Raw genomic sequence first — 24,189 nt, 5'->3', positions numbered from 1 at the left:
CCGCGGTCCGTCGTTCACAACTGCTTCCTTTTCGAGTGTCTGCGTCCTCCCCGTAGTGTGCGATGCCGAGGGAGCCACGGAGTGGGGCCGACGAACCGAATTTTCGGCGCCGAGTTCGCCCCCTCAGCACAAGGCCGACTCCGAATACGGCACGATCGCTCTACGCGGCGGGACGCTCCGCCACTACCACTGTGATCTCTCGGGTCTCGGCTCCGCGCAAGACCGTCAACCGGACGCGGTCGCCTGGCTTGGTGCCGCGAAGCGCTGCTATGAGTTCCTCCGCTGTCGCGGTTTCCTCACCGTTGAATGCGATGACGATGTCGCCCGGTCGGATGCCTGCCTCCGCAGCGGGACTCGGGGTGGAGACCCGCATGACCACCACTCCGCTCGTGCGGTTGACTCCCAGCAGGCGTGCGATCTCGGGGGTGAGGGTGGCGGGCTGAATGCCAATATACGAGTGGCGGACGGTACCGGTGGTCAGCAGCTGATCGGCGACGTCGACGACGGTCGCCGTCGGGATTGCGAACCCAAGGGCCACCGCACCCGCCGTCGGCGGAATGTAGGCCACGCTCATGCCGACAACTTCTCCTTGCGCATCGAGAACCGCACCCCCTGAGTTGCCCGGGGAGATGGCGGCGTCGGTCTGGATCAGGTCGACGAGCGACGCGCCGGTGGACGCCGACCCGGGGATCTGGCGGTGCAATCCCGAGATGATGCCGGATGTCACTGTCGCCTCGAATCCCAGCGGGCTGCCGATGACGACGGCGAGTTCGCCGACCTGGGGCAGCGGATTCTGAAATTTCGCGGCGGGCAGGCTCTTTCGGTCGGCTTGGATGACGGCGACGTCGGAAACCTCGTCGACGCCACGAACCTTTCCCTGAACCTGTTGCCCATCGGCGAGGGCTATCGTGACGTCCTGCGCGCCCGCGACCACGTGCGCATTGGTGACGATTGTGCCGTCGGCTCTGTACACAATGCCGCTGCCCACACCGGTCTCGGTGAGCACCGTGACGACCGATGGCTCGACCTGTCGAACGAGTGCCGGTATGTCAGTGCCGGCTGTCGGGGCTGGGGCCGGCGAGCCGTTGGGTGGGGCGGGGGTACCGGTCTCGGCAGAGTTGGTCGAGCTACTGCATCCGGCGAGAAGGGTGACCGTGACGGCGAGCAGTCGCAGCATCCAGACCCAGGGGCGTACGGTCGACGATGAGTGCAGCAACTCCGCGCCTCCCAACCTTATTGGGGTCGTGTGTGCCGTGGGGCAATCACCGGCGCCCACCGTTTGCAAAAGAACCTTCCCACCTCGACGCGCGATCGACATGGTCCTGCCGGTCCCAAGCCCGATGCACACAGTTGGCCTGTCAGGCCGAAAAAACCCACGCACCGGGGCAGCAGGAGATCGACATAGTAGAGGCCAGGCAGCGGTGACAACGCCCTGCGGATTGGTCTGACCAGTTGACGTCTGACCGTCGGTCCTGCAATCCTCGGTGGCATGGCACTGCGACCGGTGAACCGTCGCTCGGTCCCGGAGGATGTTTTCGAGCAGATCATCGACGATGTCCTCAGTGGTGAGATGCGGCCGGGTGAGACGCTGCCGAGCGAGCGGCGGCTCGCCGAGGTGTTGGGGGTCTCGCGGCCCGCGATTCGCGAGGCGCTCAAGCGGCTGGCCGCCGCGGGACTGATCGAGGTTCGCCAGGGCGACGCCACCACGGTGCGCGACTTCCGGCGCACCGCAGGGCTCGATTTACTCCCCCGGCTGCTGATCCGGGCCGGTGAACTCGACCTTGCCGTCGTCGGCAGCATCCTCGAGACCAGGTTGCACAACGGACCCAAAGTGGCCGAGCTCGCGGCGCAGCGCCGCGGCCCCGAGCTGTCGGACGAGTTGAATGCCACCGTACGTGCGCTCAACGACGAAACCGATCCCGTTGCCGCGCAACGACACGCGCTGGACTTCTGGGACCACCTCGTCGACGGAGCCGACTCCATCGCATTCCGGCTCATGTTCAACACGCTGCGCGCCACCTACGAACCCGCGCTGTCCGCCCTAGCCACGATGATGGCCGCCGAAGTCGGCCGTGTGGACGCCTACCGAGCGGTTGCCGACGCGGTCCTGGCCGGCGACTCCGCCGCGGCCCACGCCGAGGCTCACCAACTCCTCGAACCTGCGACGAACGCTCTGCTGGATGCACTGCACACCCTGGAGGAACGCTGATGACTACCAGCCCGGCCCGATCAGCCCGCAGACGATTCACGCTGTTGGACGCGGGGCGCGAATTCTGGCGTCATCCCTCACCCTGGATGATCGGCGCGACGCTCGTCGTGGCGGCCGGCGTCCGCATCGCCCTCGGAGATTGGCAGATCACCGACGTCCTCGTGCCCGCAGTCATGCTCGCAGCCTTCCCGTTCTTCGAATGGCTTGTGCACGTGTGCATCCTGCATTGGCGACCACGCCAGCTCGGCATGCTGCGTATCGACCCTCTGCTGGCACGCAAACATCGGGAACACCACGTCGATCCGAGGGACATCGCGCTCATCTTCATCCCATGGCAAGCCGTGGTCTGGGTGCTGCCCGTCGCACTGGGGATCGCTTTGCTGGCGTTTCCGCGCACAGCGCTCGGCCTCACCTTCCTCACCTTCCTGACAGTGCTGGGCCTGTGCTACGAGTGGTGTCACTTCCTCGTCCACACCGATTACAAGCCCAAGACCGCCGTCTATCGGGCGATCTGGCGAAACCACCGCCAGCACCACTTCAAGAACGCGCATTACTGGTACACGGTCACCAGCACCGGCACAGCCGACCGGGTGCTGGGCACCTACCCCGATCCGGTCACGGTCCCCACGTCCCCCACGGCGAAGTACCTGCACGGGCAGCGGTAGGTCTTACCCGTCGCGGGTTCTGCCAGGCGGCCCGCTGCGTGTGTTCTCTACTATGTCCAGTCATGGTGCGGGTAGCGGCAGTCCAATTGGAGGCGGTTCTCGGCGACGTGTCCGCCAACCTGGCCGCATGCGAACAACTCGCCGACCAGGCGGGCCGCGCCGGCGCCCGGATCATCGCGCTTCCCGAGTTCTTCTCAACGGGTATCGGCTTCGTCGATTCACTCAAGGACGCCGCGCTCCCTGCGGACGGTGCGGCGACCGAGTTGCTCATCACGCTCGCCGGTCGGCATCAGGCTCTGGTCGGCGGTTCCTTTCTCTGTCGAGACGCCGACGGGCACGTACGCAATGCTTACTTGGCGGTCGGGCCGAACGGACTTGTAGGACGGCATGACAAAGACCTCCCGACGATGTGGGAGAACGCGTTCTACACCGGTGGACGCGACGACGGCGTGTTCACAGCAGATGGCTATCAGGTGGGCGCCGCGGTGTGCTGGGAGCTGATGCGCACGCGTTCCGCCGCGCGCCTGCGCTCGAGAGTCGATCTGCTCATGACAGGTTCGGGGTGGTGGTCGATCCCCGGGTGGCACCCCCGCGCCGTATTCGACCGCTGGGAACACGACAACTCCACGACGGCGAGAACTGTCGCGCCGATGTTCGCCCGGTATGTGGGCGCACCCATCCTGCACGCGGCGCACTCCGGCGGTCTGACATGCCGCATGCCCTGGCTGCCGGTCACGTATCGCGGCCACTTCGAGGGCTCCACCCTGATCGCCGACGCCCGCGGTCAGGTTATCGCCGAACGCCGCGCCGACGAGGGCCCCGGCGTGGTGCTCGCAGAGATCGAGATCGGCCGTCGCACACCGGAGCTCGACCTGCCCCAGCGGTATTGGCTGCACCGGCGTGGTCCGCTCCCCGCGGCGGCCTGGCACTATCAGCGCTGGCACGGGCGGCGCTGGTACCGCCGTCACGTGGTGCGGCCAGGAGCGGGTCGCCGCGCTGACCAACCGGGTTCAAGCGTGGGCTGAAAGGTACTTCTCCAGCTTGTCGAATTGCGCCTTGTATCCCCACTTCATGCCGAACGCCGCCAGCTTGGCCTTAGGACCGATCTTGGTGATCGTGACCTGAAGGCGCACCGTGGTGGTGCCGTCACCCGCGGACAGTGTGACGTCGTTGGTGTGGTGGATGGTGGTCCCCTCCTCCTCACCCTCGGTCCATGACCGGGCGTCGTAGGTCAGGCCGGCGCCCGCATCGATCCGGGTGAACGTGCCCGCCATGGGCCACCGGGTGCCCTGGTATTTGCCCATCGCCTCGCCGGCCTCCATGACGATGTAGAGCTCACCGCCGACCTGCAGGTCGACACGGCACTCGGGAACGACCGTCTTCTCCGGTCCCCACCACTGCCGCAAAATGTCGGGATCGGTCCAGGCCCGCCAGACCGTCTCCATTGGAGCGCGGTAGGTGCGCTCGAAGCTGAGGTTCTTCGGTTTCAGGAGCTGCAAGAGCATGGTGATCTCCGATCTGCCGTCCGCCGACGGCTCGTGTGACGATCTCTCGATGAAGCGTTCCGGTGGGCGTGCCGGCGGTGGCTGCCGTGTCAAAGGTCTTCCGGGGCAGGGCCATTCCCTTGATCGGTGATGGAATCGAGGTAGCTGCCCAGCGAATCGAGACGGGTCTCCCACAACGTTTCGAAGGATTCGATCCACTCGGCGATCTGCTCGAAGGGCTCGGCGGTGAGGTGATAGATCCGCCGGCGGGCCACAGCCTCACCAGTGACGATCCCCGATTCCCCAAGAACCCGAAGGTGTTTACTCACCTGCGGCTGGCGGATGTCCAATTTCTCGGCGATCTCCCCCACCGACATCGGTCCGGTGCGCAGCAGTTCGACCATCCGGAGGCGGCTCGGCTCGCCGAGTGCCGCGAAGACGGTGGGCTGCATGGCGCCAACCCTAAGGTCGTGAGATATTCCTGTCAAGGAATATTTCAGGGGCCGGTTGGGAGAGCGTCAGGCGTGTATTGCGGGGTTTCCGTAGATGCGCGACGTCCGCTCGGCTGATCGTCAACACCGCGATCACCGTTCAGCAGCAACGCCATTGGCGTCACCACCGAAGATCGCTTGCTGCCACCGCCGGCGCGACCACCACGTCGGCCGTGCAGAACAGCCCGGTCAGCTCGTCGCCGATGACGCCGGCGTGCAGGCGCACCCGTGGCATGCCGGTAGCGTGGCGCCGGTGAAATCCCTTCGTCTGCGTTCCGCCGTCGCGCTCGCCGCCGGCGCTGTCTCGGCCATGACCCTCACCTCCTGCGGTTCGACTCTGGTGCCCTCGTCGGACGCCCAGGCGCCGGATTGCCCGACCGCGACCCCCGACGGCACCGGCTCGCCGGAGTGGACACTGCCCGGCACCGCCGGCGACGTCGCGGTGACCGGTTCGACCGATACGACAGCTCCGCTGATCACCGTGACGCCACCGTTCAGCGTCGCGGAGACCCAGGTGCAGACGCTGCAGGCCGGCGAAGGGCCTGTCGTGGCCGACACCGCCACCGTGTCCGTCTGCTACATGGGTGTGAACGGTCGCGACGGTTCGGTGTTCGACAGCAGCTATGAGCGCGGTGCGCCGGTGGAGTTCCCGCTCGATGGGGTCGTGCCCGGGTTCCAGAAGGCCATCGCCGGTCAGAACGTCGGCTCCACCGTCGCGGTGGCGATGACCTCCGCCGACGGCTACCCCGAGGGCCAGCCCGGCGCGGGCATCCTGCCCGGTGACTCGCTGATCTTCGCGATCAAGATCCTCGAAGTCACCGGTTGAGCGATGTCGTGACGGGTTGGGTTATGACGAGGTCTCGGCTGCGAGCCGAGCCAGCGTATCGCTGAGCTGGTCCTCGGTGACCAGCGGGAACTTGACCTTTTCCAGCAGCCGCTTGTCGGTGACCTTCGACCAGTCGTAGGTGTGACGGACCAGCGTCTCGTTGGGTCCGTGGGCCTCCAACTCCCACAGCCATTCCCATCCCGGAGGTTCGGTGCCCGCAGGAGCGGTCTGCCACGCCAGCAGCTTGTCCTTCACATACCCGCAGACGTGGTTGTCGGTCTTGTACTCGCCGCCCATGTGGTCGCCCTGCATGTTCATCGTGAACACGTCGCCCACCTTTTGTATCCGGTCGGCGTGATCCACGCCGCGGACGAAGCCGGAGCCATCGAGTACCTGGTGCCGCTGCGGGTTGGACAGGACATCGAACACCGCGTCGGCGGGTGCGTCGATGGTCCGCTCCACCGTGACCTTCTTGTCGTCGCTCATACCCGTCACACTGCCCACAAACGCCTGTCGCCCAAACCTGGCAGAGCCGGTAGGCGATGATGAATCCCATGGAGTCCACTCGCGTGGACCGCTGGCTGTGGGCGGTCCGGCTCACCAAGACCCGACCGGACGCCGCGTCGGCATGCCGTGGCGGCCAGGTCAAAGTCAACGGCCGGCCGGCCAAGCCGTCCACCCCGGTGTCCCCCGGCGACGAGGTCCGTGCCCGTGTCGGGGAGACCACCCGCATCGTCGAGGTCGCCAGGATCATCCAGAAGCGCGTCGGCGCTGCGGACGCCGTGACGTGTTACCTCGACCGGACTCCCCCGCCGCCTCCCGCGCTGTCGGTGCCGCTCGCGGTCCGGGACAGGGGCGCCGGCCGCCCGACCAAACGGGATCGCCGGATGTTGGACAAGTGGCGCGCAGGGCACGGCTGAGCGCGCCGTCATGACGCGTCTGGCTCATGTGCTCGCGGTGCTGGGCGTCGTCGCGGTGCCTGCGGTCGGCTGGTTCGTCGAGGGCTGGTCAGGGGCGACCACGCTGGTGGTCTACTGGTTCGAGACGCTCGCCGGTTCCCTGTTCATCGCCGGGCGCATCCTTCTTCATCAACGGTGGGCGCCTCGGCGCGGTCACCACGAGTACATCGCGGCGACCACCAACCGGCAACGGTCGAAGAGTTCAGCATCCTTCCTGTCCGGTTTCCTGGTCGCCAATCTCAGCTTCACCGCGGCGCACGGCGTGTTCATGGCGGTCATCCTGTTCCTGCTCAGCCGCAATAGGCAGCAGGGTCTCGCCGAAATCGATTGGCGCAGTGTCGGATACGGATGCCTGTTCGTGATGGCGTTCCTGTGCGTCGATTTCGTGGTTGACCTGGCCGGATTACGTGCGTGGTCGTTCCGTCAGCTCGAAACGCTCGCCCAGCGCGGATTCAGCCGCGTCATCGTCGTACACCTGACGCTGATCTTAGGCCTCCTCGCGGTGGCGCTCACCGATGCCCCGAGCACGTTCTTCGGGGTCTTCGTCACACTGAAGACCATGGCCTCACTGAGTTTCGTTGTGCCCCAATGGGAGCCATCCCGGCCGCCGGAGTGGCTGCGCCGCGCCATGAACCGCGTGCCGAACACCCGACCAGGACAACGCTTCGAGGACTTCTGGACCGAGAGCCAGGCCGAGGAGCGCGCCCGGTGGGAACGCAACGAGCAACCCTGGCCGGGGCGGGCTAACCGCCCAGTTCGTTGACCGCGGTGTCGAGCGATGCGGCCTGCGCGGTCAGTTGGTCATCGGTCAGCCGGCTCGCGCCGCCGGTGCGGTCAAGCAGTTCCCGGCGGGAGATCACTTCGAGCGCGCCGCGGTAGGCGTCGCCGGCCTTCTGTCCGCCGCTGATCACTTCGGCACGGCCCTCGATCAGGACGAGCGTCGCACCGTCGTCGTCGGAGTCGAGAAGGCGCCGCACGTCGTCCGGTGAAATCGTCATGGCCGAACGTATGCCCGGTGCGCCGTTGTTCACACCTGCTTGCGTCGGCGAGGTCGGCAGATCCCAGCTCGACCACGTGTAGCGGTGTTCGGGAGTGGTGGCACTGCCCAACATGAACGCCCGGTGGTAGCGGCCTCCGCGGGCAATGGCGGCCAACCACGTTGTCAGGGTGCTGATGCGGTTGCTCATCCCGGTGAGGAACGCGATGTGCAACAGGCCCCATGCGATCCAGCCCAGCAACCCCGACATCCTGACCGGGCCGACCTGCAGCAGCGCGTGGCCGCGGCTGATGTAGGCCGCCGATCCGAGGTCGCGGTATTTGTACCGGCGCCGGGGCCGGCCGGCCAGGTCGCGGCGGATGCAGTTGGCCGCGTGCAGGCCGCCCTGCATCGCGTTCTCGGCGACGCCGGGCAGGTCGTCGCGGCCCACCAGGTCGCCGACGACGAAGATCTCGGGGCGATCGGGCACCGACAGGTCGGGCCCGACAGCCAGGCGGCCGGCGCGGTCGGTCGGCACACCGAGCACCTCGGCCAGATGCCGCGCGAACGGCACCGCCTCGACACCGGCGGTCCAGAACACCGTGCGCGCCGCGTACTGCTCCCCGGGCCCGCCCGACTTCGGGGTCACGGTCACTCCGTCCTGCCGCACATCGGTGACGTGGACGCTCAGATGCATCTCCACCCCGAGCCTCTGCAGGGTCTGGGCCGCCTTGCCCGACAGGTCCGGTGCGAAACTCTTCAGCAATCGGTCCCCGCCGTCGAACAGCAGCACCCGGGACTCCTCCGGCTCGATGCTGTGGAACTCGTTGGCCAGCGTCCGGGTGGCCATCTCACGGATCTGGCCGGCCAGCTCGACCCCGGTCGGTCCGCCGCCGGCGACGGCAAAGGTCAACCAAGTGTCGCGCTCCGGTCCAGGGGGCAGGGTCTCGGCGATCTCGAACGCGGTGAAGATGCGCTGCCGGATGCCCAGTGCGTCGTCGAGGGTCTTCATCCCCGGCGCCCACTGCGCGAACTCAGGTTTGCCGAAGTAAGACTGCTGCATTCCGGACGCGACGACGAGCACGTCATAGTCCACCGTGAAGGAGGTCTCGTCGGGGCGCAGGGCCGTCACGACGCGCCGGTCGGGGTCGATCTCGATCGCCTCCCCGAGCAGCGTCTGGATGTTGGCGTGCCGGGCGAACTCCTCGCGCAGCGGCCTGCTGATGTGCGCGATGCTCAGAGTCCCGGTCGCGCACTGGTAAAGCAACGGCTGGAAAAGGTGCCCGGCCGACCGATCCAATACGGTCACATCCACCGCGGCCCGGGCCAGCCGGCGCGCGCAGAACAGCCCCCCGAACCCGCCGCCGATGATCAACACCTTGGGACGACTCTGGCTCATCACGCCGAGGCTAGTACCCGCCCGTCTTCCAGCCGAAGCGCCCGCCGACCGTAACGCCGAATCGTCACATGACGAAGTAACGGATGCGGCACGGGCAATGCAGGCCAAACCAACGGTCTGCAGGGGACGTGCCTTTCCAGGCATGCGCGCCTCTGGCGCGCCGAGAGGACGGCGGTAACGAATGGACCCGATACGAGGCGTGGCACGACGGTTGTCGGTGAGCGCAGTGATCACTCTTCTTTTGTCAGGTCTGATCGCGGTGGCCGGCGGGTCGGCGACGGCGGCGGCGTACTCGCGACCGGGACTGCCCGTCGAGACGCTGATGGTGCCATCGGCGGCGATGGGCCGCGACATTCCCGTCCGGTTCCAGGGCGGCGGTCCGAAAGCGGTCTACCTGCTCGACGGATTGCGGGCCCGCGACGACAACAGCGGATGGGACATCGAGACGGCGGCGTTCGAGACGTTCTTCGAGTCCGGCGTGTCGGTGGTCATGCCGGTGGGAGGCATGTCGAGCTTCTACACCAACTGGCAGGGCCCGGCCGTCGGCAACGGCGCCACGTACAACTACCAGTGGGAGACGTTCCTGACCTCGGAGCTGCCGGCCTACCTGGCCGCCAACAAGGGCATCTCGCCGAGCGGCAATGCCGTTGTCGGACTGTCGATGTCAGGCAGTGCGGCGCTGATCCTGGCGGCCTACCACCCGGGGCAGTTCAGTTACGCGGGATCGCTGTCGGGCTATCTCAACCTCTCCGAAGGCGTGTGGCCGCTGCTGGTCAGCATCGCGATGCGCGACGCCGGTGGCTTCAGCTCGACGGCGATGTGGGGATTCGGCGGTGGCCCGGCGTGGAAGCGCAACGACCCGACGGTCAACGTCGGACGACTGGTGGCCAACGGCACCCGTCTCTGGGTGTACTGCGGCACCGGCCGGCCCGGTGAGCTCGGTGGCGGCGGCGACGTGCCGGGGCAGGTGCTCGAAGCGATCACGCTGGACAGCAACAAGGAGTTCCAGCGGCAGTACCGGGCGGCCGGCGGCGGGAACGGCGTGTTCAACTTCCCGCCCAATGGCACCCACGGGTGGGGCTACTGGGGTTCGCAGCTCAACGCGATGAGGCCCGACATCCAGCGGGTGCTGGGGACCTGACAGACTCCGGTGTCCGGAGCCCGACAGACGGCACCGGCCGTCGCTGACCGGGGGGTCGGCGGCTGCCGGTGTGTCGGTTCGAAGATCAGTACGTGGGGATGAACACGCCGTTCAGCCACACGCCCCAGTGCTGCCAGCCCTCATCCCAAACCTGTGGCTGGCCGTTAGCCCACAGCGGATCGATCGGCTTAGGCGGTGCCCAGGCGGGCGCGGTGCCCTCGTTGGGCCCGGCAGGCGGAGCCGGCGGCGGCGTCCAGCCGGGCTGGGCGGCGGCCGTGGCCGCAACGCCCATCGCGCCCGCGGTGAGCCCACCGAGAACAGCTGCACTGGCAAGGACGTGGTTCAACTTCATCGTGAGAACTCCAATCCCGGGTGACGACCCGCAGTCCTTCGGAAAACAGCTGACAACTAGCCGCAACCGCACGCTGGTAAACACATCTGCCTCTGGGAGGTTCACAGGTTCGTCAGTCCGCCCTGATCACCGGCCCGCGGTGTGGCCTAGTGCACACTGAGGCGGATGGCTGAGCAACGGCGGGCAGAGCTGGAGCGGATTGCCGGCGGCGGCGGTCCGGGGGCGGCCAGGGCCAGGTTGGCGCTGGGGGACGCTCCGATCAGGCAGCGCCTACGCGCAGGCATCCTCGCACTGGCCGCGCATCGCGGACCCGGCAGCAGCACCTGCCCGTCGGACGCCGCGCGAGCGGTCGGTGGCGCGCGCTGGCGCGACGTCATGGTCGACGCCCGGGACCTCGCCCGCGAACTGGCCCGGGCGGGGAAAGTGGAGATCACCCAGCGCGGCGAGGTGCTCGACCCCGACGGCGAGTGGCGCGGCCCGATCAGGATCCGGATCCGTCCATGACCGCCGACGACGCGATTCGCTGGAACCGCCGCTACGCCGCGCGCGGACCCGTCGCGGTCACCGACGTCGCGCTGCCGGAGCGGTTCCGGCCGTTCGCCGACCTGTTCCCCACCCGTGGCCACGCCGTGGAACTGGCCTGCGGGTCCGGCGCCGCCGCCGTGTGGCTGGCCCGGCGGGGACTGAGCGTGTGGGCCTGCGACGCCTCTGAGGTGGCGGTCGACCAGGCCCGCGACCTGGCGCAGCGTTGCGGCGTGGCAGCCCGTTGCCGGTTCGAGGTGATCGACCTCGATGCCGGACTACCCCCGGGCGGGCGTCCAGACATGGTGTTGTGCAACATGTTCCGCGATCCTCGGCTCGACGGGCCGATCGTGGACCGGCTCGCGCCAGGGGGTCTGCTCGCGGTCAGCGCGCTCAGTGAGGTGGGCGCGGCGCCCGGCCGGTTCCGGGCTCGGCCCAAAGAGTTGAGGGTCGCGTTCGCCGCCCTGGACACGATTGCGTACGGCGAAGCCGGTGGCGAGGCGTGGTTGCTGGCCCGGCGGCGGTGACAGCGCGCGTTCAGCGCGCCCGGCGCCGCGGGCGGGCGGCACCCCACACCCCGACTCCGATGCCGACGAGCGCGCCCCCGAGGCCGATCACCCGTTGGGACCGGCGCATCTGATCGTGAACGCCGATGCCGCCCAGGAGGTCGGACGCGTCGGCGCCACCGGAAGCGAGGAACCAGCCCCGGGTGTCCTGGCCCCGCAGCCCGGCCGCGAACAGTAGCCCGCCGATCAACGCGTCCCGGTACCCCATCGAGCGCAGTAGGAGCCTGGCCGTGGGCGGTGGTTCGGAAGGGTCACCCCACAGCTTGTTCGCCCGAAGCGGATCCACGAGGAAGGAGATGCCTGACGCCAGCCGGATACCGCCGGCGATCACGGCTGCGCGGTCTGCGGCCATGCCGGGCACCCTACGCGGACTTCGCCAGCAGCAGTGGCGGTTTCGCCGAGGTCAGCCCGCTGCCCACGTCTTGGCGTCGGCGAGCTGATCGATCCCGAACAGCTTCAGATCGCCGGGGACCATCCAGCCGACGGCATGCAGCGCGTGCGCGACCCAGTCCTTGTCCGTTACGACGGCGACCCGGCGGAAGGCCGAGTGACGGTGCACCAGGGTGCCCAGCCCCATCTTCAGATCCTGAAGGAATCCGCCGGGGCCGAAACCCCGGTAATCGTCGGCCACCACCTCGACCAGCCTGATCTCGTCGCCGCCGAGCATGGTCGCCAGCGTGGTGCCGAAGTCGCGCAGTTCGTCACCGCTCACCTGACCCGATACGCGGAAACCCGCGACACCGTCGGGCATGTCATCGAGGATTTCGATCATCGGAACCTCCGGATCTCGCAGGCTGCGTGCCTCGGTGCCACTCAGACGCAGTGTCCCACTCAGACGCCCGTCACACCGTCGATCCGTTCACGGATGAGGTCGGCGTGCCCGATGTGGCGCGCGTACTCCCCGATCATGTGCAGATAGACCCAGCGCAGCGATACGTCGGTGCCCATGAACGGAGCGGTGTCATCCAGGCGCCGGGCCGCGCAGATGGCTTGAGCCGCCGCGACCTCGGCACGCCACGTTGCGGTCGCATCCGCGAACGACACCGCGTCGCGAAGCTCGAACCCCCCGTCGTGGCCGTCGGTGCCGGCCCCGGCGGCGTAGATCGGCGGCGCCGTCTCACCGCCCAGGATGCGGCGGAACCAGTTGCGCTCCACCTCGGCCATGTGCTGGACCAGACCCTGCAGCGTCAGCGGCGACGGCGGCACCGACGCGGTGCGCAACTGCGCCTCGGCCGGCCCTTCGCATTTCAGCAGCAGCGTGTGCCGCTGGAAGTCCAGCCAGCCCTCCAGTTGCGCGCGCTCGTCGCTGTTCATCGGCGGTGTCGTGCGTTCGGTCACGGTCGCCGATCCTGCCACCGGCACCCGACAACGGGTCTGCGGAGCCGTTGGGGAAGATCATCGGGTGGAAGCTCTCACCGTTCCGGCCCTCCTGGTGGCTGCGGCGCGCACCTGCGGCGAACGCCCGTATGTGGTGACCCCGACCGAACGACTCACCTATGCCGACGCGGACCGGCGTTCGGCTGCGTTGGCGCGCTGGCTGCTCGGTCAGGGCGTGGGCAAGGGCACCCGGGTCGGCCTGTTCTTTCCCAACAGCGCCGAGTGGGTCCTCTGGTGGCTGGCGGTGTCACGCGTGGGTGCCGTTGCAGTCCCGCTGAGCACGATGTATCGGCCCGTCGAGCTGGCGAAGGTGCTGCGGCTGTCCGACGCCGCGATGCTGATCGCCCCCACCCGGGTTCTCGACTTCGACGTCGCCGACCGGTTGCAGGAGGCGTTACCCGGACTGAGCGGGGCGCACGGCCCCCGAATCATGTTGCCCGAAGCGCCTTTTCTCCGGCGCATCGTGCTCACCGGAGACAGCGACCTCGGGTGGGCGACAGCGTTGGACGGTGCCGGCTCCGTGTCGTCGGAGATCCTGACGGCCGCCGAGACCGCGGTGTCCCCCGCCGACCTCGCGATCATGGTGCACACCTCCGGGTCGACAGCAGATCCCAAAGGCGTCCTACACACTCACGGCACGCTGGTGCGTCAGACCTCCACCTGGCCCGCGGCGATCCGCGCGATCACGGGATCGGAGGCCGACCCGGTGATCCTGTCGGCGATGCCGTTCTTCTGGATCGGCGGGGTGCTCGCCGTGACCGGTGCGCTGCACGAACCGGTCACGCTACTGGTGCTGCCGAGGCTCGATGCCGGCGCCGCGCTCGACCTCGCGGAGAACGAACGGGCCACCGGCCTCGTCGGTTGGCCCGCGTTCACCCAGCAGCTGCGTCAACACCCCACTTTCGCGGGGCGGGACCTCAGTTCGGCCCCGATGCTGCGTGAGGGCCCGCTCGACATCGCGATGACCGATGTCCCGGATGGATTCCCGGTGCACCGCACCATGTCCGAGACCGCGGGCGGATTCGGCTACACCGACATCAAGATCGTCGACGAGACCGGAACACCGGTTCCCGACGGTGATGTCGGTGAACTCCTCGTCCGGGGCATCGGGGTGATGGCGGGATACAACAAGCGCGAACGCCATGAGACGTTCGACGCCGACGGCTGGTACCACACCGGCGACCGCGTCTACCGCCGGTCTGACGATCCCCGGCTGTTCTACGTCGGCCGCACCAGCGAACTGATCAAGACTGCCGGGGCCAACGTTTCACCGCTGGAGGTGGAAGCGGTCATCGAGAGCTTCCACGACGTGGCGCAGTGTGTGGTCGTCGGCACCGCTCATCCCGAGCGTGGTGAAGAGGTCTGCGCGGTGCTGGTACCCGCGCGGGGCGAGGTGGACGTGGAGTCGGTCGCGCGACGCGCGCGGGATGCCCTGTCGTCCTACAAGGTTCCCACCCGCTGGCTCACCGCCACCGACAACCAGTTACCGATCCTGCCCAGCGGCAAGCTGAATCGGCGTGCACTCGGCTCTTGGTTTGTCAGTTCTGCCGCGGCAGAAGCTCTTTGACGAAGCTATCGAGGAAATCGGACGTAGGCATCCGGGCCGCGGGACGGATCACGAACTTGGTCAGCCCGGCCCCGACGTAGGCGTCGATCCGGCGGTGCAGCTGCGCCCAGTCGGCCGCGACCAACTCGGTGGGGTCCAGGTCGGGGCGTCGCCGGCGGATCGCGGCGAGGACCGACTCGGGCAGGTCGCCGTCACCGACCGCGAGGTTGATGCCGAAGTGGTCCTCGGGCACCTCCCGGCCGGCCGCCTCGGCGGTCGCCCGGATCGTTTCGACGGCCCGGCCTGCCTCGGCCGGGGTGACGAAACTGCCCAGCCAGCCGTCCGCGAGCTCGCCGATGCGCCGGTATCCGGCCGGGGACGATCCGCCCAGCCAGATATCGAGGCCGGGAGCCGGTTTGGGGTAGATGTCGACATCGCGGACAGAAAAGAACTCGCCGCGGAATGTGACGAGGTCCTCGGTGAGCGCCGCGCGGAGCAGCCGCAGCGACTCGTCGAACACCGCTGCCCGCTGGTTGTGCGGCACCACGAACGCATCCCGCTCGGCCGGCAGGGCCGAACGCAGACCGAAAACCGGCAGCACCCTTTTCGGGGCCAGCGCGGCCAGCGACGCCAGTTGCTTGGCGACCAGCACCGGATGCCGGCCGGGCAGCACTGCCACTGAGGTGCCGACCTTCAGCCGCGTGGTGCGGGCCAACGCGTAGGTCATGCCGACGAAGGGCTCCACCGCAGGCGCGTACACCAGTTCGGAGAACCACAGCGAGTCGACCCCGGTGCTCTCCAGATGGTCGACGACAGCGGGCAGTTGCTCGTGTTCCACATCGACGCCGAGGCTGACTCCGAACCGGACCTTCACCGCTGACTCCTCGTCTGTCGTCGCTGCTTTCCCGTCAGGCAACGCAGTGGGGGGCGGGTTTGTGCCCGTCACCGGCACGCACCGGGTGACAGGATGAGCCCGTGGCAGAACGCGTGACGTTCCTCAGCAGCAGCGGCCCCACGCTTGCCGGGCTGATCGACGCGCCGGAAGGACCGACCCGTGGGTGGGGGGTGTTTTCCCACGGCTTCACCCTGGGCAAGGACAGCCCGGCGGCCAGCAGGATCTGTAAGGAGCTGGCCCGGGAGGGCATCGGCATGCTGCGGTTCGACAATCTCGGCCTGGGCGACTCCGAAGGCGACTGGGGCGACGGGTCGTTCTCCCACAAGGTCGCCGACACCGCGCGTGCCGTCGAGTTCATGAACGAGCGCGGTCACGGGGTGCGACTGCTCGTGGGGCACTCCTTCGGCGGTGCGGCCGCCATCGCGGCCGCGCACCACTGCCCGTCGGTCGCGGCCGTGGCCAGTGTGGGCGCGCCGTTCCGGCCTGCCCACGTCGAACACATCTACGACGCGCTGGTGGCCCGTGTCGAGGCAGAGGGGGAAGCGCCTCTGCACATCGGCGGCAAGGCGCTCACGCTGCGCCGCGACTTCGTCGAGGACGTCCGCGAAGCGGACCTGCACGGGCGGATCAAGACGTTGCGCCGGGCGCTGTTGGTGATGCACTCCCCGACCGACAACACGGTCGGGATCGCGAACGCCAGCGACATCTTCCGCGCCGCGCGGCACCCGCGCAGCTTCGTCTCGCTCGAGGGCGCCGACCACCTGCTCACCGGGAAGAACCAGGCGGCACGGGCGGCCCGCATCATCAGTGCGTGGGCTGACCCGTACCTGTGAGCAGGCCGGTCGGCGCCGTCACGAGCGCAGAAGGGCCGGTCCTCGGGACCGAGGTGCTAGTCCTGCGAGCCGCCCGAGCCGGAATCGCTGCTGCCGGAATCGCTGCTACCCGAACCTGATCCGGACTCGCGCTGCTTCGACGAGGTGCTCTCTTCGGCCTTCTTGCCGTCCGTCTCGCTGCTCTTCGAGCTGGGCTTCTTGAATCCGTCGGTCAGCTTGGAGATCGTCGAGTTGATCGAATCGCGCACGTTCTTCACCGCCACGCCGGTGGCCGTCGGCTTGCGGTGCTTCGGACCGGTGGCCTGCTCCGGCGCGTCGAGGTCCTCGTCCTGGGCGACCGCGGCTGCGGGCGCCTCCTGGGCGACCACAGCGCTGTCCGTGGCCGGGGTGGAAGCCGCCAGGGCGTCGACGGCGCTGTCCGTGGCCGGACCGGCCACGAGCGCCTCCGGAGCTGGCGTGGTGTCGGGATCCTCGAACACCGGTCCGGGCACCGGCTCGTTGTCGGGATTCGGGACGAACGGCGCGCAGATCGCGCACTGGGTGCCCGGCACGAACGGGTTGTAGGCGGTGTTCAGCCCGCGGGAGATGCTGGCCAGGCTCGCCAACACGAGCTCGGGTGTCACGAACTTGATCGACGAGACGTCAGGGGTGCCGGTCAGGCTGTTGTAGAAGCTGGTGAACGGCGTGGTGGGATCCAGCTTGACGGTCTGGCCGGACCACGGGACCTCCCGGCCGTCGGGATCCTTGACGTAGCACTGGCCGTCTTCGCTGCAGGTGATGCCTTCACGCGCCTCGGGATAGGTATATCCCTCGGGCGAAAACAGCGCCGCGATAGCACGAACATCGAACATTTTGCTGGTGATGCCGGAGGGATTCTCGCAGGCGCCGGAACCGGTTCCGGTGCAGCCTTCGTCCATCGGAAGCTGGGATGCGGCGATGGCGGCGACCATGTTTCCCAGCGGCACGGACAAGGCGGGGAAGGGCACCAGCAGGTTGGTGATGGCCTGATACCTCGGAACGTCGGCGGCGTCGGTTCCGAGGATGTTGGTGGGGCTGTACACCCACCAGCTACCGCCGTAGTGCAAGTTTGCGCCCAGGCCGACGACGTTGCCGTCGGGTTGGTTCAGGGTGACGCCCTCGTAGGTCGGCTGGAAGCTCGGGCCACCATCGGGTTCGGATCCGAGCTGCACATTTCCCGGGCCGAGTGCGGTGAAGAAGTTGTACGGCGTATTCGCCAGCGCGATAAACAGGTTGGCCGGAATGTTGAATACATTCGTGCTGTCGGCGGTCGGGGTGAAAGGGGTCGCCGAAGGAAGCCCCGATGGGCTGCTGCACACGGCGCTGGAGTCGCCGGGCTCGCAACTTGCGGTGGCAGCGACCAGGCCGACCTCAAAGCTTGCTGTGCGGTGCAGCGGCTGTGGTGTGGTGATCGGTGCCGCGGAGATGACACCCGCCCCCACCAGGGCGACCCCGGCGGTGACGTAGGTACGTGCGACTGCGGGCATGACGCGCCCCTCCTATGTTGCTGTGATCGGCCCCGACCGCAAGAAAAGTATCCAGAATGGAACCTTCTGTCTAGCTGGATGAGACAAACTCTCACCATTTGGTCATTTGCTGACGTGTGCGTCAGTTAATTGAGGTGTGATATGCAGCAAACTCTGCCGGGGCTTCGCGACGAATGTCGAATCGTTTCGCTGGACGCGCCGCTGGGATTCGAGCGAAAACGCGATTCCAGCTCGCAATTCACCGGTTCATCGTGCAGGTCGTCGCGCTCCGCGTCGGAGACGACGTGGAGGTGCTACCCGCCGGTTGACCCGTCGGCTTCGGCCCCGCCGACCTCCGCGGGCAACGGCGGCGGCAGCGGGGTGGGCTTCGCGGTCGACGACGGTGCTGGGGTCGAGGTGCTCGACGGTGTCCGGGGGGAGGTCGTCGACGGCGCCGATGAACCCGCCCGGTGGAAGTCCACCATCGGCTCGTCGCGGATCACCTTCTCCCCCACGCTGATCACCAATGCCTCCGAGGTCACCATGTAGTCCACGCCGTCATTGGTCGCGGTGAACGCGCCGTCCGGCGACTGCGTCGCCGAGGTGATCAACCTGGCCCCGTCGCGTATGCGCACGCCCCGGTACTGGTAATCGCCGTCGGTGTCGCGGCAGATCGCCACCCGCGACCCCGCGGTGCTGCCGAACACGACCAGGGTGGCCGGTGCGGCGCACCGAGCCGTCGAGTCGAGGTACCCCTGACCGTCGTAGGGCGGAGGCGCCGAGGTGGCGGTCGGGGCGGCGGCGAGCGCCCACGGGACGCACGCCAGCGAGGCGGTCGCGGCGAGCGCCGCACGGCGGAAGGCACAGCGGTGGACAGACATCACCATCCACCAGACCACGCCTCGGCCGGCCGTGCGAACCCGCATCGCCGATGATCACGCATTGTTGACGGTTCGAGACCCGACCGTAATGACATCGGCCGCCACGGCGATGAACCGGTTGATGACTCCGCGATTGGCAGTGACACGTCGCCGGCTGGTGGCCCGGTGCAACGTGGTGATCGTCGCGCTGGCGATGGCGATCGGGCTGCTGAGCCTGGGGCCCGTCGGCACCGCCGTGGCGGCTCCCCCGACCTTCGTGGTCAAGGACTTCTCGAAGCCGGCGATCGTCATTCTGGGGTACGGGCTCAAACCCGACGGCACCATGCGCACGATCCTGCACACCCGTGTGCTCGCGGGAATGGCCATCGGACACATGTTCCCGCAGTCGCCCATCATCGTCACCGGCGGCAACCCACGCAACGGCAACACCGAAGCCGGTCAGATGCGCAAGATGCTGCGCCTCTACGGCATCCCCGACCACCGCATCATCGTCGAGGGCAGAGCCAACAGCACGGTGCAGAACGCCGCGTTCTCGGTGCCGCTTGCCGAACAAGCGAGCACGTCAGGGATCATCCTGGTGACCTCGTCGTCCCATCAGGACCGCGCAGACGGCAATTTCGCCGCCGCCGGTGGGAACGTGCTGGCGACGGTGAGCTTCCCCGACGGCAACCCGTCGATCAATGTCGCGCAGTTCGTGCGTGACGTCCTCAGCCCGTTCATCACCATCACCTGAGACGTGAACTAGCGTTCGACCGTGGTCGACGCACACCGGACCGAGATCCGGCACCGCTGGGGACTGGGAGCCTTCGTGCTCGTTGAAGCGGTCTATCTTGCGACATCGCTGCTGCTGGGCTATCTGTTCGGAGGCCGTTCCGGGGCCGGCACGGTGCACGTCGCGGTGATCCTGCTGGCGGTCGGGGTGCCCAGCGCGTGCGCGGCGGCGGTGGCGATCGTCATCACCCGACTGCGCGGAAACGGGCCTCGCGCAGATCTGGCCCTCCGATGGTCCTGGCGCAGCGCCGGCGCCGGGCTGCTGTTCGGGGTCTGCGGCCTACTGGTCACGATCCCGGCCTCGGTGCTGTGGATCCAGATCGTCGGCGAGGACGCGAATTCGGCGGCCGGCCAGGTGTTCGGCGAAATCCGGAGCGACTGGGCGTGGGCGATCGCGGTGTTCCTGCTGATCGCGATCATCGCGCCCGTTTTCGAGGAGATCGTCTACCGCGGACTGCTGTGGGGTGCGGTGCAGCAGCGCTGGGGGCGCTGGGCCGCGTTCGGGGTCAGCACCGTGGTGTTCGCCGTCGCGCACCTCGAATGGAGCCGCGTCCCGCTGCTGCTGGTCATCGCGATCCCGATCGGCCTGGCCCGTCTCTACACCGGGAACCTCACGGCGAGCATCGTCGCGCACCAGGTGACGAACCTGCTGCCGGGCCTTGTGCTGATGTTCACCGTCGCAGGAGTGCTGCCCGCGGCGTGACCGGTCAGCCGAAGCCGCCGCCGAGATACTCGGCGCGGCATGCCCGCCGGGCGAGCTTGCCGCTGGTGGTGCGCGGGATCGCGCCCGCCGGCACCACCCGCACGTCGGCGACGGGGAGCCCGTGCCGGCGCCGCACCGCCGATCGCACCGCCTCGACGGCCTGTGCGGTGTCCACATGCGCGGTGCCCGCCGCGCGTTCGGCGACGACGACCACGTCCCCGTCGACGGTGAACGCCGTGACATACCCGCGCCGCACCACCGGCGAGGCATCGGCCGCGGTGGCCTCGATGTGTTGCGGATAGTGACTGAGCCCGTCCACGAAGAGCTGATCGGCGATCCGCCCGCTCACGTACAGCTCGCCGTCCAGATAGAACCCGAGATCGCCGGTGCGCAGCCAGTTCTCATCGACGCCGACGCCGAGGGCGTGGCTACCGTCGGGCTGCGTGCCGGCCAGCCGCGCCCCGAACGTGGCTGCAGTCTGCTGGGGCAGACCCCAATAGCCGCGGCCGACGTTGTCACCGTGCAGCCAGATCTCCCCGACCACGCCGTCGGGGCGTTCAATGCCGTCGCCGTCGACGATCACGCACCGCTGGCTACGCGCAACCTGACCGCAGGACACCTGGGCGACGGCCCGCTCGTGGTCCGGTCGTACCGGCATCGCGCGGCCCTCGATCAGCTGCTGCCGGTCGACATATCGGACGGTGACTTCCGCATCCGGCGCGATCGTAGAGACGAACAGGGTTGCCTCGGCCAGGCCGTAGGACGGTTTGAAGGCGGTGCCGGGTAGGCCGAACAGTGCGAAGGCGGCGTTGAAGGCGTTGATCGCGTCGATGCTGACCGGCTCGGAGCCGACGATCAGCACGACGTCGCGAAGATCGACACCGGCGTCGGGGTCGGGCACTCCGCGCCGGGCGGCCCACTCGTAGGCGAAGTTCGGGGCCGCCGTCACCACCCGTCCGCTGCGCGCGGCGGCCGACAACGCCTCGATCCACCGGAGCGGCCGGCGGATGAACGCCGTCGGCGACATCAGCGTGGAGTGCCCGCCGTACACCGCGGGAAAGCCGATCATGGACAGCCCCATGTCGTGGTAGAGCGGTAACCAGCTGACGCCGTGGGTGTTCCGGTCCAGGAGGTCGATCGACAGGATCATCTGCAGCAGGTTGGTGCCCACGGCGCGGTGAGTGATCTCCACACCGACAGGTGGGCGCGTCGCGCCGCCGGTGTACTGCAGGTGTGACACGTCGTCGACGTCGATGATCACCGGGGCGAAATCGCGGGCAGCGGAGTCGGCGACGTCGTCGATCACGACGACCGCGGGCCGCTCGGCATCGCCCATCGCCGCCAGGAAGTCCTCGACGGGTCCGCGCGCGGCAGCCGTCGTCAACACGGCGGCCGGGCGCGAGTCACGGAGCGCGACATCGAGGCGCTCGGCGTGCCCGGGCAATTCGGGTGCGAACAGCGGCACGGCGATGGTCCCCGCCTTCACCGCGGCGAAGAAACCCGCCACGTACTCCAGCCCCTGCGGCGCAAGAATCGCCACCCGGTCGCCCCGGCCGGCCACTTGCTGCAGGTGCGCGCCGATCGCCTGCATCCGGACACCGAGCTGCTTCCAGGTCATCTCGACGGTGTGTGCGTCGTCCCCGCCCGAATAGTCCAGGAACCGGTAGGCCACGGTGTCTCCGACGTGGGCGATATTGCGCTCGATCAGCGAGATCAGGGTGACTCCGGGCGGCAACACGATCTCGCCGGCGTCGTCGAGACAGTCCTCGATCCGCAGCAGCCCCTCTGGGACGGCCTCTCGCGTCGTGTCGCGGTGCATGTCTGCAGTCTAGGCAGGGTGGCGGACCCCGCCGGAATCTCCTTGTGCAGCAGGACTTGTGAAGTAAAGAAAGCTACTGCTCCGAGCTGTCCGGCTGGTCCGAGCTGGGCGAGCCGTTCGGTTCGGTTGCGGCGCCCTGAAACGCGTGGCCGGATCCGGGCTCAGGAGCGTCCTCGGCTTCGGAGGGTTCGTCGGCGTCGGCAGGTTCGGTAGCGCCGGACGGTTCCTCGGGTGTGTTCTCCTCGACGGTCGCGTCGGTTGGCTCCTCATCCCCGTCCTGCCCTCGGTCGTCGACTTCGACTGTCTGCAAGAGGTTCTCGTCCTTGTGGTCGACGGAGTCGTGGAGTGCGGCGTCGGATTCCGGCACCCACCGGGCGGTCGGCGCGGGGTTGGTGCCGCTCGTGTCGGCGATCTCGACCTCGGCGTCACCGCCCGAGGTATCCGGAATGCTGTGCAGTGCAACGGTTTCTGGGTCGACCAGACCGGGATAGTCCCGGTCGTAGGCGGAGTCGACGATCTCCTTGAGCGGCCCGTTGAGTCTGTCGGCCAGGTCGTCGAGGCCCAGCCGGCGCAACGGCTCCAGCAAGGGAAGGTTCTGGCTGCGGATCAGCACATAAGTGGTGTTGCCGTCGATCCAGACGAGCTTGTCGGCAACGTCCAGATCGACGTCGTCGTATCCGTAGATGTGGACGTACTGGAAGCCCGCGAACGCGTTGGCGAGCGCCAGCAGGTTGAACGGATTGTCCGGGAAGTCGGCCGCGCCGTCGTATTCGAGCGCAATGTCGGTGACGTGGTAATCGCTGTGCGGCGTCGGCGGATCGATGTCGTAGATCGGGCGGACCCCGCCGTATTTGCGCAGCGCATTCCCAAGGAGAACGAAGGACAGGTTCTCCGGCGACGGGCTGCCCGCCCTGCCCCTGTGCTGCTCGATCCAGTCCGCGGCGATCAGCGCCCCTTGGGAGTACCCCATCACGATCGTCTCGCCCGTCGATGATCTGATCGCCGATCGCAGCGCCCGCAACCCGTCGTACTCTCCGACCAGCGGCAGCCCGGACAGGTACGGGACCGGGGTGCAGGTGTTTCCCGAGTCGGCGTCGCAGTAGCCGCCCTGGAAAACCTTGCTCATGTCCCACTCGAGCGTCCCGGCCGCGGTGTATCCCGTCACCGTCAGTACGTTTGCTGCGAGCGCATACGGCGGTGGGCAGGAGCCGGCCAATGCAGCAACCGATGCAACACCGGCCGCGGCGATGATTCCGCGCACGTGTGGTTCCTTCGTATGGAGTGGGCTACCAGAACGGAACAAAGGTAGTCAGGCGAGACGACCCTAATCGACAGGGGTCGATCCCACAACAGGTCCGCGGGACGCGCGAGACGCTGTCAGCGAACACCGTCACCAATATGTACCGGGGGGTTAACCCGCCGGAAATGTGTTTGCTGCACCTGGATCGCCCACCAGCAGACCGGCTGACGCGAACTTCAGGCCGGCGCGGAGCTCTTCGAGGCTGATCGGGTCGTCGGACTCGATGTAGCGCAGTGTGGTCGAAACGGCCATGTTGAAGAACAGCCAGGCACCGATTGGCGATCGTTCGCCTACCGGGTGCCGGGAGCCGTCGCCCCTTAGGGCGATGAGCCGTCGCGCGCTGCGGTTCTACGCGATGATGCGCACCAGGTAGGGAGTCATGCCGTTGGTGCGCACCGGCGAGACGGCGACCCCGGAATCGGTGGTCTCGACCATCTGACCGTTGCCGACGAACAGGGCCACGCTCTGCGTCCCCTCGGGTCCGTAGAAGATCAGGTCGCCCGGCAGTGCTTGTGCGGGAAGGACTTTCTGGCCCACCTTGTACATCTCGCCGGAGGACCGCGGCAGCTTCACCCCGACGCCGGCGTAGGCATAGACCATCAGGCCGGAGGCATCGAACCCGACCACCTCGATGCGGGGGGCCGGCGCCGGAGCGGGGACGGCCAAGTTGGGAGTGACGCTCGGCAGGTTCAGTCCGGGGGTCAGGTCCAGGGACTGCGCGTCGATCTCGGCCTGGTCCGGGGCAGCGGGTGTGGCCGACTCCGGCAGGGGCGCCGCCACCGTGCCCTTGCCGGGGCCGGACGCGCCGCCACCGCCGTAGGCGAACGGCACGCCGCGCTGGGACAGAGCCCGCGCGATCACGACCTCGACCGCTTTCTGGTTGGTCGCCGATCGCGCGGGCTGTGCCGACGCGAGGCCCGGTGTCGCCAGTACCAGAGCGATACCGATCATGAAGATGAAGACGCGTCGCATTGCAGTCCACCGCTTTCC

Annotated in this window: 28 protein-coding genes and 1 pseudogene; 13 read left to right on the top strand and 16 right to left on the bottom strand. The window is 68.0% G+C overall.

Annotated elements, in window-relative coordinates; genetic code table 11:
• Positions 1-160: 160 nt before the first annotated feature.
• Positions 161-1,213 carry a S1C family serine protease gene (locus tag KXD97_RS23845; protein ID WP_396885501.1) on the bottom strand — a complete coding sequence of 351 codons (1,053 nt, stop codon included), beginning with the start codon at positions 1,211-1,213 and terminating at the stop codon, positions 161-163.
• A 276-nt stretch (positions 1,214-1,489) separates the two neighbouring features.
• Here KXD97_RS23845 and KXD97_RS23840 point away from each other — a divergent pair, with 276 nt between their 5' ends.
• The 3 genes from KXD97_RS23840 to KXD97_RS23830 all read left to right on the top strand — a co-directional run bounded on the left by KXD97_RS23840 (position 1,490) and on the right by KXD97_RS23830 (position 3,899).
• Positions 1,490-2,209 carry a FadR/GntR family transcriptional regulator gene (locus KXD97_RS23840; protein WP_260752898.1) on the top strand — a complete coding sequence of 240 codons (720 nt, stop codon included), beginning with the start codon at positions 1,490-1,492 and terminating at the stop codon, positions 2,207-2,209.
• Complete coding sequence (locus KXD97_RS23835) at positions 2,209-2,874, top strand: sterol desaturase family protein (RefSeq protein WP_260752897.1); 666 nt, start codon at positions 2,209-2,211, stop codon at positions 2,872-2,874. The genes KXD97_RS23840 and KXD97_RS23835 overlap by 1 nt, the downstream gene beginning before the upstream one ends.
• Before the next feature lie 62 nt (positions 2,875-2,936).
• Positions 2,937-3,899 (top strand): carbon-nitrogen hydrolase family protein, encoded by a 963-nt coding sequence (locus KXD97_RS23830; RefSeq protein WP_260752896.1) that lies wholly within the window; start codon positions 2,937-2,939, stop codon positions 3,897-3,899.
• Here KXD97_RS23830 and KXD97_RS23825 read toward each other — a convergent pair.
• Together KXD97_RS23825 and KXD97_RS23820 are read right to left on the bottom strand one after the other, a co-directional pair.
• Positions 3,885-4,379, bottom strand: coding sequence for an SRPBCC domain-containing protein (locus tag KXD97_RS23825; RefSeq protein ID WP_260752895.1), 495 nt, complete (start codon positions 4,377-4,379; stop codon positions 3,885-3,887). The genes KXD97_RS23830 and KXD97_RS23825 overlap by 15 nt on opposite strands.
• A gap of 89 nt (positions 4,380-4,468) precedes the next feature.
• A complete protein-coding gene (locus KXD97_RS23820) occupies positions 4,469-4,810 on the bottom strand; it encodes a helix-turn-helix transcriptional regulator (RefSeq protein WP_260752894.1) in 342 nt (113 codons plus the stop codon).
• A 283-nt stretch (positions 4,811-5,093) separates the two neighbouring features.
• On the opposite strand from KXD97_RS23820, the gene KXD97_RS23815 reads away from it, so the two are divergent.
• The gene (locus KXD97_RS23815) at positions 5,094-5,675 is read left to right on the top strand and encodes an FKBP-type peptidyl-prolyl cis-trans isomerase (RefSeq protein ID WP_260752893.1); all 582 of its coding nucleotides are present in this window, start codon (positions 5,094-5,096) and stop codon (positions 5,673-5,675) included.
• 21 nt (positions 5,676-5,696) lie between these two features.
• Here the strand turns inward: KXD97_RS23815 and KXD97_RS23810 are convergent, their stop codons facing one another.
• Positions 5,697-6,161: an SRPBCC family protein gene (locus KXD97_RS23810; RefSeq protein ID WP_260752892.1), complete on the bottom strand. Its 465-nt coding sequence runs from the start codon at positions 6,159-6,161 to the stop codon at positions 5,697-5,699.
• 68 nt (positions 6,162-6,229) lie between these two features.
• Between KXD97_RS23810 and KXD97_RS23805 the strand changes: the two genes are divergently transcribed.
• Together KXD97_RS23805 and KXD97_RS23800 are read left to right on the top strand one after the other, a co-directional pair.
• The gene (locus KXD97_RS23805) at positions 6,230-6,595 is read left to right on the top strand and encodes an RNA-binding S4 domain-containing protein (RefSeq protein WP_260752891.1); all 366 of its coding nucleotides are present in this window, start codon (positions 6,230-6,232) and stop codon (positions 6,593-6,595) included.
• A gap of 10 nt (positions 6,596-6,605) precedes the next feature.
• Positions 6,606-7,397 carry a DUF6498-containing protein gene (locus tag KXD97_RS23800; RefSeq protein WP_260752890.1) on the top strand — a complete coding sequence of 264 codons (792 nt, stop codon included), beginning with the start codon at positions 6,606-6,608 and terminating at the stop codon, positions 7,395-7,397.
• 292 nt (positions 7,398-7,689) lie between these two features.
• On the opposite strand, the pseudogene KXD97_RS23795 reads toward KXD97_RS23800, so the two are convergent.
• Positions 7,690-9,009, bottom strand: a pseudogene (locus tag KXD97_RS23795) (NAD(P)/FAD-dependent oxidoreductase); the annotation flags it as partial.
• Positions 9,010-9,190: 181 nt separating this feature from the next.
• On the opposite strand from KXD97_RS23795, the gene KXD97_RS23790 reads away from it, so the two are divergent.
• Positions 9,191-10,150: an alpha/beta hydrolase family protein gene (locus tag KXD97_RS23790; protein WP_260752888.1), complete on the top strand. Its 960-nt coding sequence runs from the start codon at positions 9,191-9,193 to the stop codon at positions 10,148-10,150.
• 85 nt (positions 10,151-10,235) lie between these two features.
• Here KXD97_RS23790 and KXD97_RS23785 read toward each other — a convergent pair whose 3' ends face one another.
• Positions 10,236-10,502, bottom strand: a complete 267-nt coding sequence (locus KXD97_RS23785; protein ID WP_260752887.1) for a hypothetical protein — start codon at positions 10,500-10,502, stop codon at positions 10,236-10,238.
• A 165-nt stretch (positions 10,503-10,667) separates the two neighbouring features.
• Between KXD97_RS23785 and KXD97_RS23780 the strand changes: the two genes are divergently transcribed.
• Together KXD97_RS23780 and KXD97_RS23775 are read left to right on the top strand one after the other, a co-directional pair.
• Complete coding sequence (locus tag KXD97_RS23780; protein WP_260752886.1) at positions 10,668-11,006, top strand: DUF3253 domain-containing protein; 339 nt, start codon at positions 10,668-10,670, stop codon at positions 11,004-11,006.
• Positions 11,003-11,551 (top strand): bifunctional 2-polyprenyl-6-hydroxyphenol methylase/3-demethylubiquinol 3-O-methyltransferase UbiG, encoded by a 549-nt coding sequence (locus KXD97_RS23775; protein ID WP_260752885.1) that lies wholly within the window; start codon positions 11,003-11,005, stop codon positions 11,549-11,551. Before KXD97_RS23780 ends, KXD97_RS23775 begins: the two co-directional genes overlap by 4 nt.
• Before the next feature lie 10 nt (positions 11,552-11,561).
• Here KXD97_RS23775 and KXD97_RS23770 read toward each other — a convergent pair whose 3' ends face one another.
• From KXD97_RS23770 to KXD97_RS23760, 3 genes are read right to left on the bottom strand one after another with little or no spacing between them, the layout of a single operon-like run.
• Complete coding sequence (locus KXD97_RS23770) at positions 11,562-11,942, bottom strand: DUF4267 domain-containing protein (protein ID WP_260752884.1); 381 nt, start codon at positions 11,940-11,942, stop codon at positions 11,562-11,564.
• 51 nt (positions 11,943-11,993) lie between these two features.
• A complete protein-coding gene (locus KXD97_RS23765; protein ID WP_260752883.1) occupies positions 11,994-12,362 on the bottom strand; it encodes an STAS/SEC14 domain-containing protein in 369 nt (122 codons plus the stop codon).
• A 59-nt stretch (positions 12,363-12,421) separates the two neighbouring features.
• Positions 12,422-12,904 (bottom strand): DinB family protein, encoded by a 483-nt coding sequence (locus KXD97_RS23760; RefSeq protein ID WP_260758132.1) that lies wholly within the window; start codon positions 12,902-12,904, stop codon positions 12,422-12,424.
• Between the two features lie 88 nt (positions 12,905-12,992).
• Here KXD97_RS23760 and KXD97_RS23755 point away from each other — a divergent pair, with 88 nt between their 5' ends.
• Positions 12,993-14,534, top strand: coding sequence for a class I adenylate-forming enzyme family protein (locus KXD97_RS23755; protein ID WP_260752882.1), 1,542 nt, complete (start codon positions 12,993-12,995; stop codon positions 14,532-14,534).
• Here the strand turns inward: KXD97_RS23755 and KXD97_RS23750 are convergent.
• Entirely contained in the window at positions 14,506-15,387 is an 882-nt protein-coding gene (locus tag KXD97_RS23750) for a TIGR03854 family LLM class F420-dependent oxidoreductase (RefSeq protein ID WP_260752881.1), read from the bottom strand. The genes KXD97_RS23755 and KXD97_RS23750 overlap by 29 nt on opposite strands.
• 101 nt (positions 15,388-15,488) lie before the next feature.
• Between KXD97_RS23750 and KXD97_RS23745 the strand changes: the two genes are divergently transcribed.
• A complete protein-coding gene (locus KXD97_RS23745; protein ID WP_260752880.1) occupies positions 15,489-16,241 on the top strand; it encodes a S9 family peptidase in 753 nt (250 codons plus the stop codon).
• A 56-nt stretch (positions 16,242-16,297) separates the two neighbouring features.
• Here KXD97_RS23745 and KXD97_RS23740 read toward each other — a convergent pair whose 3' ends face one another.
• Together KXD97_RS23740 and KXD97_RS23735 are read right to left on the bottom strand one after the other, a co-directional pair.
• Positions 16,298-17,746 (bottom strand): hypothetical protein, encoded by a 1,449-nt coding sequence (locus tag KXD97_RS23740; protein WP_260752879.1) that lies wholly within the window; start codon positions 17,744-17,746, stop codon positions 16,298-16,300.
• A 293-nt stretch (positions 17,747-18,039) separates the two neighbouring features.
• Positions 18,040-18,606 carry a hypothetical protein gene (locus KXD97_RS23735; protein WP_260758131.1) on the bottom strand — a complete coding sequence of 189 codons (567 nt, stop codon included), beginning with the start codon at positions 18,604-18,606 and terminating at the stop codon, positions 18,040-18,042.
• A 193-nt stretch (positions 18,607-18,799) separates the two neighbouring features.
• Between KXD97_RS23735 and KXD97_RS23730 the strand changes: the two genes are divergently transcribed.
• A complete protein-coding gene (locus KXD97_RS23730; RefSeq protein WP_396885499.1) occupies positions 18,800-19,339 on the top strand; it encodes a YdcF family protein in 540 nt (179 codons plus the stop codon).
• A 21-nt stretch (positions 19,340-19,360) separates the two neighbouring features.
• Positions 19,361-20,080 carry a CPBP family intramembrane glutamic endopeptidase gene (locus KXD97_RS23725; RefSeq protein WP_260752878.1) on the top strand — a complete coding sequence of 240 codons (720 nt, stop codon included), beginning with the start codon at positions 19,361-19,363 and terminating at the stop codon, positions 20,078-20,080.
• 4 nt (positions 20,081-20,084) lie between these two features.
• Here KXD97_RS23725 and KXD97_RS23720 read toward each other — a convergent pair whose 3' ends face one another.
• From KXD97_RS23720 to ripD, 4 genes are all read right to left on the bottom strand, one after another.
• The gene (locus KXD97_RS23720; RefSeq protein ID WP_260752877.1) at positions 20,085-21,899 is read right to left on the bottom strand and encodes a fatty acyl-AMP ligase; all 1,815 of its coding nucleotides are present in this window, start codon (positions 21,897-21,899) and stop codon (positions 20,085-20,087) included.
• Between the two features lie 73 nt (positions 21,900-21,972).
• A complete protein-coding gene (locus KXD97_RS23715) occupies positions 21,973-23,160 on the bottom strand; it encodes a PE-PPE domain-containing protein (RefSeq protein ID WP_260752876.1) in 1,188 nt (395 codons plus the stop codon).
• Between the two features lie 150 nt (positions 23,161-23,310).
• A complete protein-coding gene (locus tag KXD97_RS23710) occupies positions 23,311-23,451 on the bottom strand; it encodes a hypothetical protein (RefSeq protein ID WP_260752875.1) in 141 nt (46 codons plus the stop codon).
• 96 nt (positions 23,452-23,547) lie between these two features.
• Positions 23,548-24,171, bottom strand: coding sequence for an NlpC/P60 family peptidoglycan-binding protein RipD (gene ripD, locus KXD97_RS23705; RefSeq protein WP_260752873.1), 624 nt, complete (start codon positions 24,169-24,171; stop codon positions 23,548-23,550).
• Positions 24,172-24,189 lie beyond the last annotated feature (18 nt).

The sequence above is a fragment of the Mycobacterium sp. SMC-8 genome (assembly GCF_025263565.1).
GTDB lineage: Bacteria > Actinomycetota > Actinomycetes > Mycobacteriales > Mycobacteriaceae > Mycobacterium.
The sequence above is the reverse complement of the archived record's forward strand: the minus strand, read 5'-3'. Positions and strand labels throughout refer to the sequence as shown.